This window comes from Rossellomorea sp. FS2 (assembly GCF_047915635.1).
In the GTDB taxonomy this organism is placed as follows: domain Bacteria; phylum Bacillota; class Bacilli; order Bacillales; family Bacillaceae_B; genus Rossellomorea; species Rossellomorea marisflavi_A.
Genome location: NZ_JBLRVS010000004.1, coordinates 618,272 through 636,387, shown reverse-complemented (window position 1 = coordinate 636,387; position 18,116 = coordinate 618,272). Strand labels below are relative to the sequence as shown.

Below are 18,116 nucleotides of genomic sequence, written 5' to 3'. Positions count from 1 at the left end.
AAATTAAATTTAACACGTAATGCATAAATAGACAATTATAATTTAAAATAATTAAATTTAATTTAAAGAGGTGTCAACATGGAACAAGACGAATTAGCGAAGAAGATCACCCAGCTCAGAAAAGAAGCGGGCAGGACGCAAACTCAGCTCGCTCAGGATGCAGGGCTCACGACATCCATGCTGAATCAGATTGAAAAGGGGAAGGCGACGCCTTCCATCCAGTCGCTGAAGTCCATCGCAAAAGCCCTCGATACACCGGTTTTCACCTTCCTCATGGAGCAACACGATGCAAGCGAGCTGATTGTCAGGAAGGAAGAACGGAAGCAGATGATGATCGACGGGATCCACTACGAACTGGTGTCGCCGGACTTCACCAGCACATTGGTCACGGCCATCATGAGGCTATCCGCAGGGGCAGCATCTTCCGACTCACCGCTTTCCCATAGGGGAGAAGAAGTTGCGTTTGTCATGCATGGACCGATCGAGCTGACGCTGGAAGGAACCACGCATATCCTTCAGGCAGGGGACAGCGTGAAAATCCCTCCTTTTGCCGAGCATATGTACCGAAATACCTCTCAAGAGGAGGTAAGTATCCTTTTCTCTGTAACGCCTCCTGCATTTTAATTGGTTGGGTACCTTCCGTGCTCTCTTAGGAATCTAAGAGGGTTTTTTTGTATTTTCCAAAAAACTCCCACATATCTCTCCTAATTTGCTATAGTTAGAATATACTAAATTTACAGATAAATACATAAGGGGGATTATTTGTGGGAAATGGGATTGTATGTGAATCGGTGACGAAGGAATTCAAGGGGGATGGAATCGGGACCAAGGCGTTGGACGGGGTGAATTTGACGTTTCATGATGGAGAGTTCGTATCGATTGTCGGTACCTCGGGTTCCGGGAAATCTACCCTTCTCAGCCTGATCGGGACGCTGGATGCACCGACTTCAGGAACCGTCATGATCGGGGAGAAAGATGTCCGGAAGATGAAGAAAAATGAGCTTGCCGATTTCCGTTTTGAAACGATCGGTTTCATCTTTCAGCAGTTCCATCTCCTCCCGACCCTTACATCACTCGAAAATGTCATGGCCCCATTGTTTGCCCGGAAGGTCTCTTACAATAAAAAAGAAAAGGCGATGGCGGTCCTTGAAAAAGTAGGGCTGAAAGATAAGGTGAATTCCCTCCCATCCCAGCTCTCGGGTGGTCAGCAGCAGCGCGTTGCCATTGCCAGGGCACTAATTCATGAACCGAAGTGGCTCCTTGCCGATGAGCCGACGGGGAATCTCGATTCGGAAACGGGAGAGGTGATTTTCGAAACCCTCTCAGCCCTTAACCGGGAAACGGGCTGCGGCGTCATCTTCGTCACACATGATCCCGCCCTTGCGGCGAAAGCGGATCGCATCATCGAGATGAAGGATGCCCGGGTGATTTCGGACAGGGCAGGCATGGCTCTATGATGAGGTTCATCTGGAACAGCTGGTGGCGGAATAAGGGGCGATTCATCCTGCTGTTGGTCGGGGCGCTCATCGTCAGCACGGGGCTCAGCTATCTGGTCGGGGTGACCCAGTCCAATTCGGGAACGGTCGTGGATGAACTGCAGCAGCGCTGGAAGTCCTCATACCATATCGTCGTCCGACCCGCCGATTCCCGCAGCGTGACAGAAGAGTTGAATCTTCTCGAACCGAACTATCAGAGCGGCTTATCCGGCGGGATCACCATGGAACAGCTGGAGACAGTGAAAGGGATCGGCGATGTCGAGGTGGCGGCACCGATTGCCATGATCGGGTTTGTGGATAATGAAACGACTTTAGAAAGAGTGACCTTTCAGGATCCCGGGATCTATCGCGTAGAGTATATGGAGGAGCTGACGAACGGCAACGAGACTCAAAAAAATGGATTCAATAGTTACTATTCGGTCGGCTGGGCAGATGAAGGAATGGGGGAACATGGGACATTTAATTATGAAGGTGATGTTCCCCTTTCAGTCATTTCGGAGGTCATGCTGGCCGGGGTCGACCCTGAGGCTGAGAATGCCCTTGTGGGTCTTGAGGGAGCTGTGGTCGAAGGGTACAACAGCCGATACTTTGAGGAAAACGATAAAGCGACCCAGTCCCAATTCGAAGAGATGGTTGAAACCAATATCCCGGTCCTATTGAGCAATGTGGACTTTGTCGAAAGTAAGCAGTTTTATAACATTACCAAACTGGACATTCCATTTCCTGTAGAAGAACGAGATAAGACGATGGAAAGCATTAAGGAAAAAGGTGGAGAACAGTATCTGGATAAGCAAGAAGGAGAAGAAATCGAATCCTACTCGTTCACCTCCAAGGAAGCACATGAAAAATACATCAAAAATATTGTGGATCCTTCGGCCAATGGTTCGCGATTAGCCCTGGACCCGATTGTCCTATTCAAAGCGTCACCGGTCGAGTATCGTCCGGTGTCCAGCCCGTTCCCGGAAAGATGGCCGTTTGCTTATGAGGTAAAGCCTTATCTGATCCCCGATGACGTGCAATTGTTGGAGCGGGAAGCGTACCGTCAAGTCAATCTCTTTGGAGAAAGATTGCAAGATGGGAAACGCCTAAGGCTCGATATTAAAGGTGTCTATGACCCTACCAAGCTTGAAATTTCGAAAGATCCATTAACAGAGCTTCCGATGGAAACGTATTTCCCGGCAAAATCAAACTTAGTGATGGATGAGGATCAGAATCCAGTCAATCCGCCAGTTGAGATGATGCCGACGAACAACCCATATGGATTCCTCACAAAGCCGCCGATGATGCTGACGACCCTGGAGGCCGCGGAGAAGGTGCTGGGGGAAGAGCCCGTTTCCTCGATCCGGGTCAAAGTGAAAGGCGTCGAAACCATGAATGATGAGAGCGAGAAACGCCTTCAAGCCGTGGCCGATCAAATCGAGAAGGAAACGGGTCTGATCACTGACATCACCCTCGGTTCCTCCCCTCAACCGGCTCTGACCCATGTCCCCGGTTTGAAAGGGAAGGAAGGAATCGGATGGGTGGAACAGCCGTGGATCAAGATCGGATCCTCCATGACGATCTTCAAGGAAGCGAAGGTCGGACTGAGCGCCATCATTGCCAGTGTGATCCTAGTCGCCATCGTCTATGTCTTCTCGTCTAATCTGATCATGATGTTCACGAGGAAGAAGGAATTCGCCGTTCTCCTTTCCGTGGGGTGGAGACCGAGTCAGCTATCGAAGCTCCTGTTCATGGAAGCCATACTTCTCGGAAGCTTCGTCTCGCTCGTGAGCTGGGTCATCCTTGGTTATTTCTATATAAGCTCGAGCGTATCCACCTCGCTCATGCGATTTATTCTGATCGGCTTCTTCGGTCTCTTGATCTACCTTTTAGGTACGGTCATACCGGCCATCTTGGTGCGGAAGATCAAACCATATGAGGCCATGAGGAGCGGTGAAATCACAGCAGTGGGCCGCCGTTTACTGCCTTCAGCGTCCATCTTCACGATGAGTGTGAACCACTTTATGGGGATGTGGAAACGAAGCGTGTTGTCCATCGTCTCCATCGCCCTTCCGACGGGTCTCTTCATCCTCTTCCTGTTCATCACCTTCAGGTTGAAGGGGGTCATGTTTGCCACATGGCTCGGGGAATACGTCGCCATGGAAGTCGGAGCCATGCATTATATCGCCATGGGAGTCGCCCTTCTCATTGCCATTCTGACGACGACGGAGATCATCTGGCAGAACGTGTCTGAGAGGAAGCCCGAGATTGCCCTACTGAAATCCGTCGGGTGGCAGAACGGGAAGGTACGCAGGCTTGTCCTGTATGAAGGACTCCTCAGCGGCCTTGCAGCCGGCATCCTCGGCCTGGTGATCGCCATTACGGCCATCTGGAGGATTTACGGAGAATTCCCGATGGAGCATCTACCGTTCATTCTGGCCTGCATACTCATCCCGATCGCAACGGGTATGCTCGGGGCCTTATTTCCGGCAGCAGCGGCAGTCAAGGTCATGCCATACCAGGCGCTGGGGGGAAGTGCCGATACTTCAGAGAAAACGGAAAAAGGGTTCAAAGTCGTCCTTGTGACAGGAGGCATCATCCTGTTTGCCGGCATGATCGCGGTGCTCGCCAATGCCGTACCTCAGGTCAAAGAGTCAGCATCGGAAAAAGAGGATCCTTCTACGGTAAAGGGGACGGATGGAGAGACACAAAGTGTGTTCAAGCAAGAGGAGAAAAAAGAAAAACCTGAGGACAAAGACAGTGAGGAAGACCGTGATTCGCAGTCAATCGAGAATAAAGCTTGGATGGTCGCAGAGCTCGGTGATGAAGTGACGGAGGATCAGTCCTTAAGGATTTTATTTAAAGAAGCTGAAGCAGAGGAGCCCATTAGCCCTGAGAACCCCGATAACCAAATCATTACATTGCAGGGGGAGTTTTATCTGGATGCACGTAAGGATGATGAATATTCAATTGATGACACAGAGTTCACCCTGGAAGGACTTGATCTTATGGATGATAAGAACAATGTCTACACGCCTGTTCAAACAAGCGTCCTTGAAAGGGAGAAATGGAATAATATCAAACTTCTAAAAGGTGGCCATGTCATTCTTCAACTAAGCTTTGAAGTGCCAAAAGACGCAACGCCACTCTACATGAGGAGGGCCACAAGCGGGAAGCCGCGACCTTACTTATTGATTGATTTGAAGGGGATGAGTGAGGAAGCAACAGAGTGATGGGAGTAAAGGTGGAACATAAAAAAGGGGGAGTATGTGTGAGGATCATGAATGTGGTAGAACTGTTGATAAGAGAATTCAAAGTAAATGAGAAGGATATCCGGATGATTACAGGGAAGGCAGGTGAGGCCTTATGAAGAAACTCATCCTTTCATTGGTCGGGGCACTCATTGTCATTGCAGGAATCAGCTATCTAGTTGTGGGGATGTCCGGTTCGGGTACGGATGAAAAAACGACAGGCAAACAGGAAGAAAAGAGCAAAGAGAAAGAAGGGAACGAATCGCAAGAAGCATTGGCTGCCTTGGAAAACGGGGCGAATAAAGTAACATTGGGTGAAGCAAAAGAATCCTTTGAATATTCTATTGTAGTGGACCAGGCAGAACCTGTAGAGAAGATTGCTCCGGAGAACCCCGACAATGAGATCATTACGCTTCAGGGGGAAGTGAAAATGCTCCCCAATGAAAACACAGAAGAGGGATCGAATACAGATACACCATTTGCCCTCAGAGGTCAGATTGTAATCGATGAAAACGGAGAAGAATACGAAGCCGTCCAAACGACATTTGTTAAAAAGGAACGGTGGAACAATGCGAATATTAAGCCTGATGGTCACATCATCTTTCTAAAGAGCTTTGAAATACCGAAAGATACGAAAGTCCTTTATTACAAAATGGATAAAAACGGAATGCTTTTGTCGGATCTGCTTGTTGATTTGGAGGCGTTGGATAGAGAATAAGATTGATATGCGTCCTCCATATATGAATGGAATGGTAGAAATTTGAAACCATTCTCGAGCACGTTCGTATATATAGTAAAGATGGATTCCACTCGACGAAGGAGGAAACCGATATGTGGTGGTTTGTCATACTGATTGTAGGGGTTTTATTGTTCGCGTTATTCATTGACTGGAGGCGCAGGAGAAACAACAATAACCCTCATATCCCAACCGATCCGAATGCGAAGCCGGGTGATAGTTCGAACTACATGATGGGGGACAATCGTCATACTGGAAGTGGTCAGTAGGGGAAGGGAAAATTCGCATTTCTTCTTCTGTCACTGGTGAGAATGTTTTATTTTAAAGTTTGGATAAATGGAAATGTGACCGTTCCTTTCCGCTGCAGGCGCTTGCTTTCCGCGGGGAGGAGATCGAGCCTCCTCGTGCCTGCGGGGTCTCGCTTCTCCTCCTTTCCGCAGGAGTCAAGCGCCTTTCGCTTCAATGCACTCTTTGGTTTGAACAGGTGAGCGCTCGTAAAAAGATACGAGGAATCAGAGGTCTTTACATAGAGTACGTATCAATAGATATCTAGATTGCTGGCACCCTTTCATATCACATAGTGAAGTGCAGCGGACTCCCGCAGCAAAACGAAACGTATTGTATTAGAAATGAACACCCAATGGAATGGGACAGGAGAGGGATCCAACATGACAACCGTAACCTTCACTGCCAGCACGGCAGGAGAAGATGCACGTATGGAGCAAACGTTCAGCCTAGAGGAACTGAATATTGATGAAAGTGGAACCAAAGAAGAAATCGCATATGCCATTCGAAGATGCTTTGAATCCTGGCTCATGGACTCTGTTTCGTTTTCCATTGTGGTAGATGGGTTGGACGTGGACGTAAGTGGGGAGCAGGATTAGCCGAACAGGGGGGAAGGGACTCCCTGTTTTTTTGCGTGAAAAAGCAAGATGTTCATTTTAGTTAATGGTATATTTAAACAAAAAGGGTGTGGAATGGGGATGCGTTATTTTGCATTGGCCATGCTTCTAGTAAGTATCCTGTGCGGTTGCCAGCGTCTCGCGACGGTCGAAGTGGTCAACAATCACGGGGAGATTCAGAATAGCGAAGGGTTAAAGACATTTGCAAAGAATGTCAAAGAGGGGAAATCCCAGGTCATCGATTATGTAAGTTACGGGATCGAGGGTCAACGGGTCGTACATACCATGGACTATACGAGCAAGCAGATCGAGGTGACTCACAGCGTAGATGGTGAACTTATCGAAGAATATGTCTGTGGGGACTTCACGATTACAAAGGGGAACGACGGAGAGCATTATAGCTTGGAAGGATGCGACTTTGAGAAAGACGGAAAGCTTCAGCTCGCACCCGTTCAATGATGAAAGAAACGGAGAGAAGACAATATGACAGTTCAGAAGTATCATAGGGCATTCGGCGTGTACGGAATTTATGCCAGGGACGGGAAGCTCCTGGTCATCCTGAAGAACGGGGGACCCTATATTCACCGGTATGATCTTCCGGGCGGAAGTCTTGAAGACGGGGAGTCGCTGAATGAGGCAATGAAGAGGGAGTTCCTTGAGGAAACGGGTGTGGAAATTGAAATCGAAGAGAACATCGGTGTGAGGGACTTCAAGCTCCCATGGGAATGGCGTGGCTTCACCAATGTCCATCATATCGCCGTCTATTATTCTGTCAGGAAAATCGGCGGTGGGATCGTGGTACCCGAGCAATTCGAGGGGCAGGATTCCCTGGGGGCTGTATGGGTTTCTGAAGAAGAAGTGACGATTGATAATGCGTCGCCGCTTGTACTCAAGGCCTTTGAATGGCTGCGTACAGGGGGACTTGGCGAAGCCGTTGTGTATGATGAGTGGGAAGTGCTATCGGGGAAATAGAGGAGCTGGAGAAGAAGGTATCCGTAGGGCGGGCCGTCTCACTGATGGTCATTGGATTTTTTCTTTCCAATCTGGCCATGTTCATCCTGCTATCGGGAGCAACGGAACATATATCGGTGCTGAGCGGGATCTCCTTTTCAGAAGTGGTTGCCGAAATGTTCGTTCCTTCGATGTACGCCTGTATATCCTTCTCTTGCTGATGGGGTACCTGGTGACCGTTTTGGTGAAACGAGTCAGGCGGAGCGGGGGTGCCGGCCCGTAAAGGCAAACAGCACCATATAAAACGTGCATCTCCAAATTAAAAGGATGATGCACGTTTTTTCTATGAATCAATCAATCCCAATGCTCGGCATGATCCTCAATGAGAGAGATCATGGAAGCGATGGCCGGTGAGATCCATTTGTCCTTGTGATACGCCACGAATGTGGTGATTTGATAGGCCGGATCTTCAATGATGTCGCCTTTGAACGCGTGTTGATCGATTTCATTCTTCACGGTGAAATACGGGAGCATGGAGCTTCCGAGGCCACTCATGACACAGCGCTTGATGGCTTCGATGTTTCCGAATTCCACGCTTCCCTGGATTTCGAGGCTTTGCTGGTCAATGTACCGGTCGAACAGGCTCTTGTAGGCACACGTCTTTTCTGTATATAGGACGGTCCGTGTCGGATCGGTATCTTGTTCGGTTGGCGGTGATATCAGTACCATCGGCTCGTGCTTGATCGGTTGGACGGTCAGCTCCTTCGGGGTCCACTCTTTCGTCTCAAGGATAAGGGCAAGGTCGATGGTGCCGTTCTGAAGTTCCGAGTGGAGATTGTGAAAGTCGATGGACGAAATAGACAGGTTCACGTTCGGGTATCTTCTTTTGTATTCGACGAGGATCTGTGGCAGACGATAGCTCGTGAGGTGATCGAATGCCCCGATCCTGAGGTTGCCGCTCGGCTCATCTTGATGGGTGGCCTTTTCTTTTACTTCTGTATATAGGTCGATGATCTTGGTGGCATAGGGGAAGAACTCTTTTCCGAAGGTGGTGAGGACCACTTTCTTCCCGAGTCGATCGAATAGGGGTTGATGAAGCTCATCTTCCAGGTCCTTGATGTGATTGGTGACGGAAGACTGGGCATATCCCAGCTCGTCTGCCGCTTTTTTGAATCCGCCTTTTTCGACGATGGTCTTGAATGTGAGTAGATGACGCAGTTCCATAGTGACTCTCCTTAAGTTCAATATTACTGAACGTTTCGTTCTGATATATCTATTTTACTAAACGATAGATGTTCAATACAATAAAAAGAGTCAATCATATTCAAGAAAAGGTGGAATCAATCATGAGCAACGAAAACACAAAACAAGCCGTCCTCGACGCATTTTCCTTCCGTCATGCAACAAAAGCATTCGATCCGGAGAAAAAAATCTCCGATGCCGATTTTGACTATATCCTTGAGACAGGAAGGTTGTCACCGAGCTCCGTGGGCTATGAGCCTTGGAAATTCGTTATCCTTCAAAATCCTGAAATCCGCGAGCGACTGCGCGAAGTAAGCTTCGGAGCACAAGGGCAGTTGCCGACTGCAAGTCATATGGCCATCATCCTTGCGCGTAAGAATGCGACGCCAGAATCAGACTATGCGCAGCACCTGTTGAGAAACGTCAAGGAAGTACCCGATCACATGATGGACGAGATGGTGGCGGCTTACAGAAGATTCCAAGACGAGGACATCAACATCTACGAAAGCGAACGGGCATTATTCGACTGGGCCAGCAAGCAAACGTACATCGCCCTCGGCAATATGATGACCTCAGCCGCCATGATCGGCATTGATTCATGTCCGATCGAAGGATTCAACTATGAAAAAGCCACCCTTATCCTCGAGGAAGCAGGTATCCTCGACAGCGAGAACTTCGGGATCTCGGTCATGGCGGCATTCGGGTATCGTGTAGAAGAACCTCATCGTGGGAAGTCCAGACAGGCCATGGAAGACGTCGTGGAATGGGTGAACTGAGTAAGTAGAAAATAAAGTAGTGAAAACGTCATATCCTATGGGGATGGCGCCTATTGTTAACATTCAGCTATAGTAATAGACGAACATAAGCTTCAAGTTATCTTGAGGCTTTTTCTTTTTGAAAAAATAGTTGAAACGTTCCATCTATCAGGATTGTCTAACGTATAGAAAAGGTGGTGAAGCCCATGGTGGATTTGGTGAAGAAAGCAAAGAAGGGGAATGCGAAGGCATTCCAGGAATTGATCCAGTTCGAGAAGGCCCGGCTCTACCGGATGGCCTATCTCTATGTGAAGAATGAAAATGATGCACTGGATGTGGTCCAGGAAGCGGTTTATAAAGCGTACGTATCGATTGATAAACTGAAGCAACCCCATTACTTTTCCACGTGGATTACGAGGATATTGATTCATGCGGCTCTGGATTTCATCCGGAAGCACGAAAAGATGACGCTTAAGGATGATCTCGATGATGTGGCGAAGGAGCAGGACCTCGGGATCGAGGACCGGATGGATCTGGTAAGGGCGATCGAGCGGCTGGATGTTCCATACAAGACGGTGATCATCCTCCGGTACTACAAGGATTTGACGGTGAAGCAGATCGCCGAACTCCTCGAATGTCCTGAAGGCACGGTCAAAGTCCGCTTACATAGGGCGATTTCCTATTTGAAAACAGAGATGAAAAAGGGGTGCGTGTGATGAAAGAGCCGTGGACAAATGAGATGAAGGAACAGATCGATGACATTGATATCCCGGAGGAACGGTTGAACTGGTCCATCGAAGTTGCCATCCATAGAGGGAAGAAGGAGCGGAGGAGGTTTCCGGTCAATCGCTTCTTGCTCACAGCGAGTGCCGCCGTTGTCTTGTTCGGCCTGTTTGTTGGGTCGGCATTAGTATCGCCGGCTATGGCGAGCATGGTAGCAAAGATTCCGTATCTGGGTAAGATCGTCGTACCGGAAAATGGTGAGGATGTTGTTCAGGAGATTGCAGATGAACTTGAAGAGAAGTATACCATCATGGGAATGGGAGTTTCGTATCCTGAGAAGGTCATCCGGATCTCGGTCGGTGGTGACAATTCCTACTATACCAAGGTGAAATCAGAAATAGAGCGAGATGTGAAGGATATCTTAAAGAAAAGACATCATGATGCGTATGGAGTAGAGGTGAACCGAGGTAGAGAAGAAGTAATGGAACCGACCGAGGAAGAAAAAAGAAATTCCCAGGAGTTCATGACCATCTATGACGAATTGGCAAAGGAAGCAGATAAACGGGGCATCAGCTTGCTCCAGACGAGCGTGGATTATGGTTCGAGAGAGCTGCAAATTGAAATCCCTAGTAATGAAGACACGGAAGAAGAAATCAAGGAAATACTCGATGGAATCGTAAGCTCACACGGAATGGATGAAATCAACGTGTCCTTCAAGAAAATTAACATGGATAAACGGGATCAAGATAAACGCTGGCGGGAAATCCTCACCCTCCTGCAAGACGATCTTCTTGGGAAACAGGAGTACAACGTCAGAATGGTGGGCTACTCTGTCCATCCGGAGCCGGAAATCCAGGCATTCTTGAGCATATCGAAAAAGGATGTCGATGCGAAGGCATTTGCAGAGGAACTGGAGAAAGCCATCGATGAAGTATTGCAGTCGGATAAACTGAGCTCTAAGGTGAAGGATGATGACGACCATATTAACATCTACAGCAAAGAGGATAAGATTCTTAATCGATAAGAAAGGGCGCCAATGGCGTCTTTTTTCTTATATTGTCAGGAATATAAATACAAATAATGGTATAGTTAGGTGAAGACTACATACAGGAGGCACGCCTATGAGCCAATCCATTGAAACGCTGAAATAACAATAATTGGCTTTACTAGTGACCAATGTATTATTGAGAAAGTTACATGATTTAAAAAAGTTGTTTGTAATAATGCTGTGCTGGATGGTGCCTCTGCTAAAAGTTACTCCAACGCGGAAGAGTGTTAAGTAATCATGCATGACGATATTCGAATAAGAGGGTGCTTATCCTGTCGTTTGTAAAGCGATTTGAATTTAATTTGTGGATTGTTTTTTCTATATTAATACTGATAGTTCTCTTATTTATTGCAGGACATATCTCGTCTGAGAATTCAACATCAGAAGAATCAACGATGAAAGACTACTTAAAAGAGAAATATAAGGAAGAGTTTGAAATAGGAGAAATTCAAACATTCAATCTAGGTTTTGCAGCAGGTGAATTAATACAAGCTAGAGCAAATCCGATTTCCAATAATGAGATGGTTTTTATAGTTTCTAGAGATAGTAACAATACAAATTATGAAGATTCTTATTCAAAATTATTAGAAGAGAAATTTGTGAGAAATTTATTTTCAGAAAATTTAAGTGAGCTGAGTGTAAATACAAAATATTATATTACGACTGCATATAATGGGGATCTTGGGGGAGACGGGGGGAAGGAAATTGAAATAAACAAACTAAATCCTTCTTTTGTAATCTCAATCCCTGTTGAGCGTGGCTATGATAAAAGTGATTATACCAAAAAAATACTGAATTTGATTTATAGCATAGAAAAAGAGGAAGTCGGCTACTACAGAGTTAGAATTGAATTTGTCGACAATAAGAATGCAGGCATTATCGAGGAGTATATTAACTTATCTCAAAAAAAATTAACACAGAACGAGTTAAAAGAGAGGGATTTTTCTGAAGTTAAAAGGCAATATGAAAGAAGTATTATTGACCGTTTTACTTATGACAGTAAAGATGTAGATTTTAAAAATAGCCCACATTTCATTCGAAGTTTGTTAGACAAAACATATAAAGAAAGATAAATGTGATAACGGTCATAGTATCTTAGTCAGGTGTCGAGACGTTCTTGACAGCCTGAGAACTTCCCCATGAGGAGGTTCTTTTTTGTTTACAGGGTAATGAGTACCCAACGTTTGAAAACCGAGACCATCAAGCCGCAAACCCGATGGAGTAGCCGTCATTCTACATTCCTCAGTAGACCTCCGATTTGCTCTTGAATAATGTGATGAGGGCTCCACCGATCACGGCGAAACAGATGAAAGTGACGGGAAGCAGTAGGGGTGACGCGGTGGTACCGAATGCAACATCTGAAGTTAGGGATCCTGCAGTCTCAAAGTTGGGCGTGTAGTTCCTCGTATTGATGAAACCTGCGACTAGGGTTCCTAAGAAATAAAGGATGTGGATGGCGATGGAGAAAGCAATGGATTGAAGGAAAAGTTTCATGTGATTCACCCTTTCTTTTGTTATGCCCATATTATACCATATGTAGATATTGGTAAAGTGGAGGGTCGAGCGAATTCCTTAAGATTTCTTAAGAACTTCCCACCTGAAACATTAAGGTTCCGTGAATATAATGAAGGTATCAATGAACGGAGGGGGAGGTGCATTATGGAGATCATTGAATTGCTCAGGCTTGCGGCAGGCATCATGTTTACGCCGATCTCGGATGAGGTGATCCTTCTATCGAGCCTCGGGATCTGGGCGGCGGACGGGGTGAATCCGTATGGTGTCTGGCTGGCGTCGTGGGGGATGGTCTTCGTGGCCTTCCTGTGGTTTTATGTGGTGGGGATGTTCTTCCGGAGCATTCCATTATTCAATAGATGGATGTCGACGAAGTGGTTGAACAAGGCAGAAAAGATGCTGTCCCGCTATGGATTCTGGGCGGTGATGGTATCGTTTTTCGTGCCGGGGATCCGTCATCCGATCCACTATGTGGCGGGCATCATGCGGATGCCACTCAGGAAATATGTGACGGCAACGCTCATCGCCTCATCGATCTACACGGGGGTGTGGACCGGACTTGTATACACGTTTGATGAAAAGGTCGGGGTGGAATTCGTAGTGGGGTTGTTGCTTGACCGATTGCCACTGGTGATGACGATCGTCGTGCTCGTTGTTGGCTTCATCGTGCTCAGGTGGAGACGGAAGCTCCACAAAGAAGAAATCATAGAAAAAACGCCTGGATTCTAAATTCCAGGCGTTTTTCATTATGTTTTCGGGAAGGTGAAACCTTCACCGAATACATCGCGCACATCATGGACGACGACGAATGCTTTATCGTCGATCTGTTGGATCATCTTTTTCAGTAGGAAGAGCTCCTGCTTATTGATGACCACGTACAGGATATCCTTGGATTCCTTCGAGTAGTGGCCGCGGGCGTTGATGATTGTAGCTCCGCGGTCCATTTCGGCGCTCACCTTCTCGGCGATGGCGTCGGTGAGGGGCGAGATGATGGTGACAGCCTTCCTCGTATCGAAGCCGTCGATGAGATAATCGAGGATCTTTGTACTGATGTAAATCGAGATCCCCGTGTACATCGTGTTCTCGATCCCGATGACGAACCCGGATCCGATCACGACGAGGATATCGAACACGAACATGCTCGTGCTCACGGCCCAGCCGAACTTCTGGTTGAGCATGCGGGCAACGATCGTGGATCCGCCCGTTGTACCGCCTGAGCGGAGAACAAGGCCGAGACCGATCCCGATGAACACACCGGCAAAGACCGTACCGAGCATGATATCAAGGGAGCGCCCCATCTCTTCCGTGAAGTGGAGGAACACTGAGGTGAAGAAGATTGCGAGCAGCGTGTACCACGTCACGCGTTTATTCAATACTTTATAGCCGATGGCGAGCAAAATGCCATTCATCACGAAGTTCGTGAAGCCCGGTGACCAGCCGAATACATAGTAGAGGGTCATGGAGATCCCCGTCACGCCTCCCTCGCCGAGCTCATTCGGAATCGCGAACAGATTCACCCCAAGCGCGAAGAACAGGGATCCGATAATAATCAATGTGATTTCTTTAGCTGTCGAATTCATATGTGATCACTCCGTTCCGTTTGAATACCAGAATACTATAGCACAGAGGATGGGGCGGGGGAAAGGTGATTCAGCCGGTTCGGCGTGCTTATTTCAATGGAAGGGAACGTTTTAAGCAAGGGGCTTACTTTAACTGGTAGTATATCCAGTTTTGAGGGGATTATCGGCTGGGTAGGCACAAAAAAGACCCCGACGATGGGGCCAATCATGACATGGTTTAGCGGGTGACGATCTTTTTTTGACGCGCAATAATCTTCAGAAGTAACATGATCCACCATACGGCAAGGAACAAGAAACCACTGCAGGCATACCAGGCCCAAAGCGACCCTTGCTGCAGTTCGCTCACCAGGTGTTGAAATTCATTCAGTTCCGCCGGTGCAACGATGCTATTAAAAAGAGAAACGATGGGAACCGTGATGGCTACCCAAATGGTGAGGAGGGACAATATTTCTTTTCGGGTGAAAACGTTGTAGATCGCAACCCCGATGGTGACGGCCAAAAATAGGTAATAGGCGATCCAAAACCAGGGTGGAAGTGTATTCGGCATGTGACATTCCTCCTTCATGAACTCTTGAAGCTTACTTCATCTTATACGTATAGAACGTGACGGATTCATCCGGGCTTTCTACCTGTAAAACGGCAAAACAGAGAGTATTGTTGAAGTATATGGGCTTTGATGCCGTGTGGCCAAACCCATCACGCCGTAATGCAAGAGCTGTTTTCGTATCCAGATCGGCGAGATAAACGTTTTCTGCGCGATCTCTGAAGGCGACCGTGTGCGGATTGACAAAAACAGCGGCATCCGACGGGGTTCTTGAGGTTGTCTTGAACCTGTAGGTTTCCTCTTTTCCGCCGTCTACGATGGTTAATCCTTCGTCAGATGTATAGGCAAAACGATCATCCATCCCATCAAAATTCAGGATTCCCTCATCTGTGAGGAGGGTTTTCTTCTCATTGTCTGCCACCCGTTCCAGCGTGAGCATCCGTTCACCGTCTTTGGAGATGGCTTTATGGAGAAGCAGGCTATTCGCTGTCCTTTTCTGCTCCAGGATATAGTCTCCGTCCGGATTTTTGGTTTCGTTTAATTGCGCCGTCACAAGTATTCTGACCTCACTGGTTTTCGTATCATAGCTGATCACCTGGGAAATCACGCGGTCATCCTTCACTTCGTATTGGATCCAGTTCAGGGCCTGGTCATTGGTCGTCAGGATAGGCGTGGGGTTTTCATTTGTACTCTCTCCTTCGTGAATCGTCTGGACCTTCCCGGTATCAAGGTCCAATGCGTGGATCGTCCAGCTGACATCGGACGTGCGCCTTGTATCATACTCGGTCCAATACAGCGTTTGATCGATTCCGACGAGAGAATCAATACCTTCCGTTGCTTCATATAGAACCTCGCATGTCTCGCTTGATCGGGAAAAGGCAATGATCTGATCAATCGGCTGCTCGCTGCTTGAGTCATGCACATAGAAGATGGACTGGTCCGTAATATAGGAAGGTGCGACTAATCCCTTTGGACACGAAGAATGGGTAAGATGATAGGAGTCAGGTGCTAGATGGTCGATGGAATCCTTTGAAATGGAAAGAAGGTGCTCGCTCGTGGTGGCTGGATTCTCGTTCGTTGAAACAGGGGAGATACCGGAAGTGTCTGGCGGATTGCGGGTTTCTCCGAGGGATTCTCTCTTTACCTCCTCTTTGTGGCTGCATCCGACTAGCAGGAAGAGCGCACTGGCTATTATCAGTATGTATTTCATATTTTCCCCTTTCCGCTGCATGGTGCTTCTTTTGATACAATTGTTTCTATAAGTGTAATTAATTGGGTTGTAGTGGTCAATATGTTTTGCAGTTTCTTTGCCATGGGAGTTGTTTTTCAGAGGAAATGAGCGATGCTTGCTGGTCTGGATAGATGAACGGATCGCCCGGGCGAGAGGCGATCCTTTTTAATCAGGATCAGGATTCGTTTTGGTAAAACGTAATGACTGCCTGTGCTGCCGCCAGTACTTTTTCCTTCAGATGAGGGGATTCAACCCTGATTTGATCGGAGAAGCCAAGGATGAATTCAATGGCTTCCCGCTCATCATTGAACTGAAGGGTGGCGGGGATCCATCCGTTGTCTGCGGGCTGATCTTTCTTCACTACTTTCACGAATTTGCCGGTGAAGGTGATCCTTCCTATGATACGGGGGTGAAGCCATACGTCCACGTCATAGGCGGGGAGATTCTTCACAAAGGACGCCTTGGAATGTTCCCAGTAATCGGGAAGGTGAAAATGGGGAGGGCGTTCGAACGTCTCCTCTTCCAGGCTCGCTTGGCCAATCCGGGAGACCCGGTAATTACGGATGTCCCCGTCCCGGGTTGCCACCAGATACCACGTACTTCCCTTTGCGACAAGGCCCAATGGGTTCACGATCCGTTCCTTCATGTCCCCTTCTGTGCGTCCGTAGCGGATGAACAATTTTTTATTTTCCCATAGTGCCTGCTTCACGACGGCGAGGGCGTGGGCTTTCTCGCTGGAAGGTTTCCATGTGCCTGAATCGATATGGATTTTCTCCCACATGGCCTGCGCCTCTTCACGATATGTGTCGGGGATGGCCCCAAACAGCTTCTGCCGCGTATCGAGGGAGTAATGAAGCCCGAGATCTTCAAGGAGTTCCTTGGAGGGGGAAAGGAAGAGCGAGGTCATGTCCGCGCTGGTCAATCCGCTCAGGCGGCTGCGGAAGTGATCCATCAGGCGCCATCCCCCATCCTTCCCGCGTTCGGATACGACCGGGATCCCCGCATGCGTCAGGGCGTCCATATCCCGGAGGATCGTCCGCTCCGACACCTCCAGCTCATCCGCCAGTTCTTTCGCTGTCATCTTGCCCCGGTTCTGTAATAGGATCATGATGTTCATCAATCGATCCGCTCTCATACCATCCGCCCCTTTGGTTAAACTAGTCAGTATTAATATGACAAAGGATGTCATGTTTTAATCGTATACTGAATGTATCGATTATGAAAAGGAGGAAGATGAGATGCATCAGGATCGTAAGGTGGTTGTCTTCATTGCATGTAGCCTTGACGGGTATATTGCGACGAAAGATGAGTCATTGGAGTGGCTTTTCCAGGTGGAGGGCGAAGGGGACAATGGGTTTTCCGCTTTCTACGACACCGTTGATACAGTAGTGATGGGAAAGAAGACGTATGATTGGGTCATGAATCAGGAGATGGGAGCATTCCCGTATGAAGGGAAAGAATGTGTGGTGTTCTCCCGTTCCTCTTGGGAGGATACGGAACATGTGAGCTATCGGAATGGTGATGTCCGGTCGTTTGTAGAGGAACAAAAAAGTCGAAAGGGCAAGGACATCTGGGTCGTCGGCGGTGGGGAACTGCTAGATGCGTTCATCCAGGAAGGATTGGTGGATGAATTCATCATCACCGTTGCGCCGGTGATTCTTGGGAACGGGATTCCGTTGTTTAGGGAAGGTGATCGCAGTCTGAATCTAACTCTGAAGGGGACGCAGTCGTTCAATCAGTTTGTGGAATTGCATTATGAAGTGAAGAGGTAGATTTGGATTCGAGGCAGCTCATGGGATGGGCTGTCTTTTTTTGTGTGGAATTTTTGTGGCACCCTCTATGTTCAAGGGGACTTGTAATTATATACTTAGGAGGGCGTGTGCTGGATGAAAGGTTTTTGTTGGTAGCTAGTAAACTGTCTTGTTTGCAAATAAAGGACAGCAATCGTATGAATTCTGTGTATCTCGCAAATGTAAAAATCAGTGAAAAGCCCATTCGCAAATACATTTCTGATTATCGCAAATAGAATCAAAGATTCCGCAAATATTTTTTTTGAATTCGCAAGTATTTCATGCAGGGAACGGAATCGGGGACGTTGGTTAAGGGGGAAATGGGGCAAAAGCGGCAAAAGTGGGTGCGAAGTATGTCGAATGCTGTCACTGACCG

General features: G+C 47.7%; 22 protein-coding genes. 16 read left to right on the top strand and 6 right to left on the bottom strand.

Going from position 1 to position 18,116, the window contains the following annotated elements; all coding sequences use genetic code 11:
• Positions 1-78: 78 nt before the first annotated feature.
• The 10 genes from ACNA6I_RS14225 to ACNA6I_RS14180 all read left to right on the top strand — a co-directional run bounded on the left by ACNA6I_RS14225 (position 79) and on the right by ACNA6I_RS14180 (position 7,536).
• The gene (locus tag ACNA6I_RS14225; RefSeq protein WP_159129256.1) at positions 79-624 is read left to right on the top strand and encodes a helix-turn-helix domain-containing protein; all 546 of its coding nucleotides are present in this window, start codon (positions 79-81) and stop codon (positions 622-624) included.
• Positions 625-764: 140 nt separating this feature from the next.
• Entirely contained in the window at positions 765-1,457 is a 693-nt protein-coding gene (locus ACNA6I_RS14220; RefSeq protein WP_416313620.1) for an ABC transporter ATP-binding protein, read from the top strand.
• Positions 1,454-4,708, top strand: a complete 3,255-nt coding sequence (locus ACNA6I_RS14215) for an FtsX-like permease family protein (protein ID WP_416313619.1) — start codon at positions 1,454-1,456, stop codon at positions 4,706-4,708. The genes ACNA6I_RS14220 and ACNA6I_RS14215 overlap by 4 nt, the downstream gene beginning before the upstream one ends.
• Complete coding sequence (locus tag ACNA6I_RS14210) at positions 4,705-4,845, top strand: hypothetical protein (RefSeq protein ID WP_416313618.1); 141 nt, start codon at positions 4,705-4,707, stop codon at positions 4,843-4,845. Before ACNA6I_RS14215 ends, ACNA6I_RS14210 begins: the two co-directional genes overlap by 4 nt.
• Positions 4,842-5,444: a hypothetical protein gene (locus tag ACNA6I_RS14205; RefSeq protein ID WP_416313617.1), complete on the top strand. Its 603-nt coding sequence runs from the start codon at positions 4,842-4,844 to the stop codon at positions 5,442-5,444. Before ACNA6I_RS14210 ends, ACNA6I_RS14205 begins: the two co-directional genes overlap by 4 nt.
• Positions 5,445-5,557: 113 nt before the next feature.
• Positions 5,558-5,731 (top strand): hypothetical protein, encoded by a 174-nt coding sequence (locus ACNA6I_RS14200; protein ID WP_162838961.1) that lies wholly within the window; start codon positions 5,558-5,560, stop codon positions 5,729-5,731.
• 399 nt (positions 5,732-6,130) lie between these two features.
• Entirely contained in the window at positions 6,131-6,346 is a 216-nt protein-coding gene (locus ACNA6I_RS14195; RefSeq protein ID WP_048005537.1) for a hypothetical protein, read from the top strand.
• Positions 6,347-6,466: 120 nt separating this feature from the next.
• Positions 6,467-6,823, top strand: coding sequence for a DUF4362 domain-containing protein (locus ACNA6I_RS14190; protein ID WP_416313616.1), 357 nt, complete (start codon positions 6,467-6,469; stop codon positions 6,821-6,823).
• 24 nt (positions 6,824-6,847) lie between these two features.
• A complete protein-coding gene (locus ACNA6I_RS14185; protein WP_252265854.1) occupies positions 6,848-7,336 on the top strand; it encodes an NUDIX hydrolase in 489 nt (162 codons plus the stop codon).
• Positions 7,312-7,536 (top strand): hypothetical protein, encoded by a 225-nt coding sequence (locus ACNA6I_RS14180; RefSeq protein ID WP_252265855.1) that lies wholly within the window; start codon positions 7,312-7,314, stop codon positions 7,534-7,536. The genes ACNA6I_RS14185 and ACNA6I_RS14180 overlap by 25 nt, the downstream gene beginning before the upstream one ends.
• A 133-nt stretch (positions 7,537-7,669) precedes the next feature.
• On the opposite strand, the gene ACNA6I_RS14175 is transcribed toward ACNA6I_RS14180, so the two are convergent.
• Positions 7,670-8,539 carry a LysR family transcriptional regulator gene (locus ACNA6I_RS14175; RefSeq protein WP_252265856.1) on the bottom strand — a complete coding sequence of 290 codons (870 nt, stop codon included), beginning with the start codon at positions 8,537-8,539 and terminating at the stop codon, positions 7,670-7,672.
• Between the two features lie 122 nt (positions 8,540-8,661).
• Here ACNA6I_RS14175 and ACNA6I_RS14170 point away from each other — a divergent pair, with 122 nt between their 5' ends.
• The 4 genes from ACNA6I_RS14170 to ACNA6I_RS14155 all read left to right on the top strand — a co-directional run bounded on the left by ACNA6I_RS14170 (position 8,662) and on the right by ACNA6I_RS14155 (position 12,156).
• Positions 8,662-9,333, top strand: coding sequence for an NAD(P)H-dependent oxidoreductase (locus ACNA6I_RS14170; protein WP_416313615.1), 672 nt, complete (start codon positions 8,662-8,664; stop codon positions 9,331-9,333).
• A gap of 197 nt (positions 9,334-9,530) precedes the next feature.
• Positions 9,531-10,028, top strand: coding sequence for a sigma-70 family RNA polymerase sigma factor (locus ACNA6I_RS14165; protein WP_416313614.1), 498 nt, complete (start codon positions 9,531-9,533; stop codon positions 10,026-10,028).
• Positions 10,028-11,059: a DUF4030 domain-containing protein gene (locus ACNA6I_RS14160; RefSeq protein ID WP_416313613.1), complete on the top strand. Its 1,032-nt coding sequence runs from the start codon at positions 10,028-10,030 to the stop codon at positions 11,057-11,059. The genes ACNA6I_RS14165 and ACNA6I_RS14160 overlap by 1 nt, the downstream gene beginning before the upstream one ends.
• Positions 11,060-11,478: 419 nt before the next feature.
• Complete coding sequence (locus ACNA6I_RS14155; protein WP_416313612.1) at positions 11,479-12,156, top strand: hypothetical protein; 678 nt, start codon at positions 11,479-11,481, stop codon at positions 12,154-12,156.
• A 169-nt stretch (positions 12,157-12,325) separates the two neighbouring features.
• On the opposite strand, the gene ACNA6I_RS14150 is transcribed toward ACNA6I_RS14155, so the two are convergent.
• Positions 12,326-12,577, bottom strand: coding sequence for a hypothetical protein (locus tag ACNA6I_RS14150; protein ID WP_416313611.1), 252 nt, complete (start codon positions 12,575-12,577; stop codon positions 12,326-12,328).
• Between the two features lie 165 nt (positions 12,578-12,742).
• On the opposite strand from ACNA6I_RS14150, the gene ACNA6I_RS14145 reads away from it, so the two are divergent.
• Positions 12,743-13,324 (top strand): DedA family protein, encoded by a 582-nt coding sequence (locus ACNA6I_RS14145; RefSeq protein ID WP_416313610.1) that lies wholly within the window; start codon positions 12,743-12,745, stop codon positions 13,322-13,324.
• A 17-nt stretch (positions 13,325-13,341) separates the two neighbouring features.
• On the opposite strand, the gene ACNA6I_RS14140 is transcribed toward ACNA6I_RS14145, so the two are convergent.
• The 4 genes from ACNA6I_RS14140 to ACNA6I_RS14125 all read right to left on the bottom strand — a co-directional run bounded on the left by ACNA6I_RS14140 (position 13,342) and on the right by ACNA6I_RS14125 (position 17,067).
• Positions 13,342-14,175: a YitT family protein gene (locus tag ACNA6I_RS14140; protein WP_159644646.1), complete on the bottom strand. Its 834-nt coding sequence runs from the start codon at positions 14,173-14,175 to the stop codon at positions 13,342-13,344.
• Positions 14,176-14,392: 217 nt separating this feature from the next.
• Positions 14,393-14,722 carry a hypothetical protein gene (locus ACNA6I_RS14135; RefSeq protein ID WP_416313609.1) on the bottom strand — a complete coding sequence of 110 codons (330 nt, stop codon included), beginning with the start codon at positions 14,720-14,722 and terminating at the stop codon, positions 14,393-14,395.
• Between the two features lie 31 nt (positions 14,723-14,753).
• The gene (locus ACNA6I_RS14130; protein ID WP_416313608.1) at positions 14,754-15,929 is read right to left on the bottom strand and encodes a hypothetical protein; all 1,176 of its coding nucleotides are present in this window, start codon (positions 15,927-15,929) and stop codon (positions 14,754-14,756) included.
• Positions 15,930-16,125: 196 nt separating this feature from the next.
• On the bottom strand, positions 16,126-17,067 hold the full coding sequence (locus ACNA6I_RS14125) for a helix-turn-helix transcriptional regulator (RefSeq protein WP_416313607.1): 942 nt from the start codon (positions 17,065-17,067) through the stop codon (positions 16,126-16,128).
• Positions 17,068-17,188: 121 nt separating this feature from the next.
• Here ACNA6I_RS14125 and ACNA6I_RS14120 point away from each other — a divergent pair, with 121 nt between their 5' ends.
• On the top strand, positions 17,189-17,722 hold the full coding sequence (locus ACNA6I_RS14120; RefSeq protein ID WP_367037620.1) for a dihydrofolate reductase family protein: 534 nt from the start codon (positions 17,189-17,191) through the stop codon (positions 17,720-17,722).
• Positions 17,723-18,116: the final 394 nt, after the last annotated feature.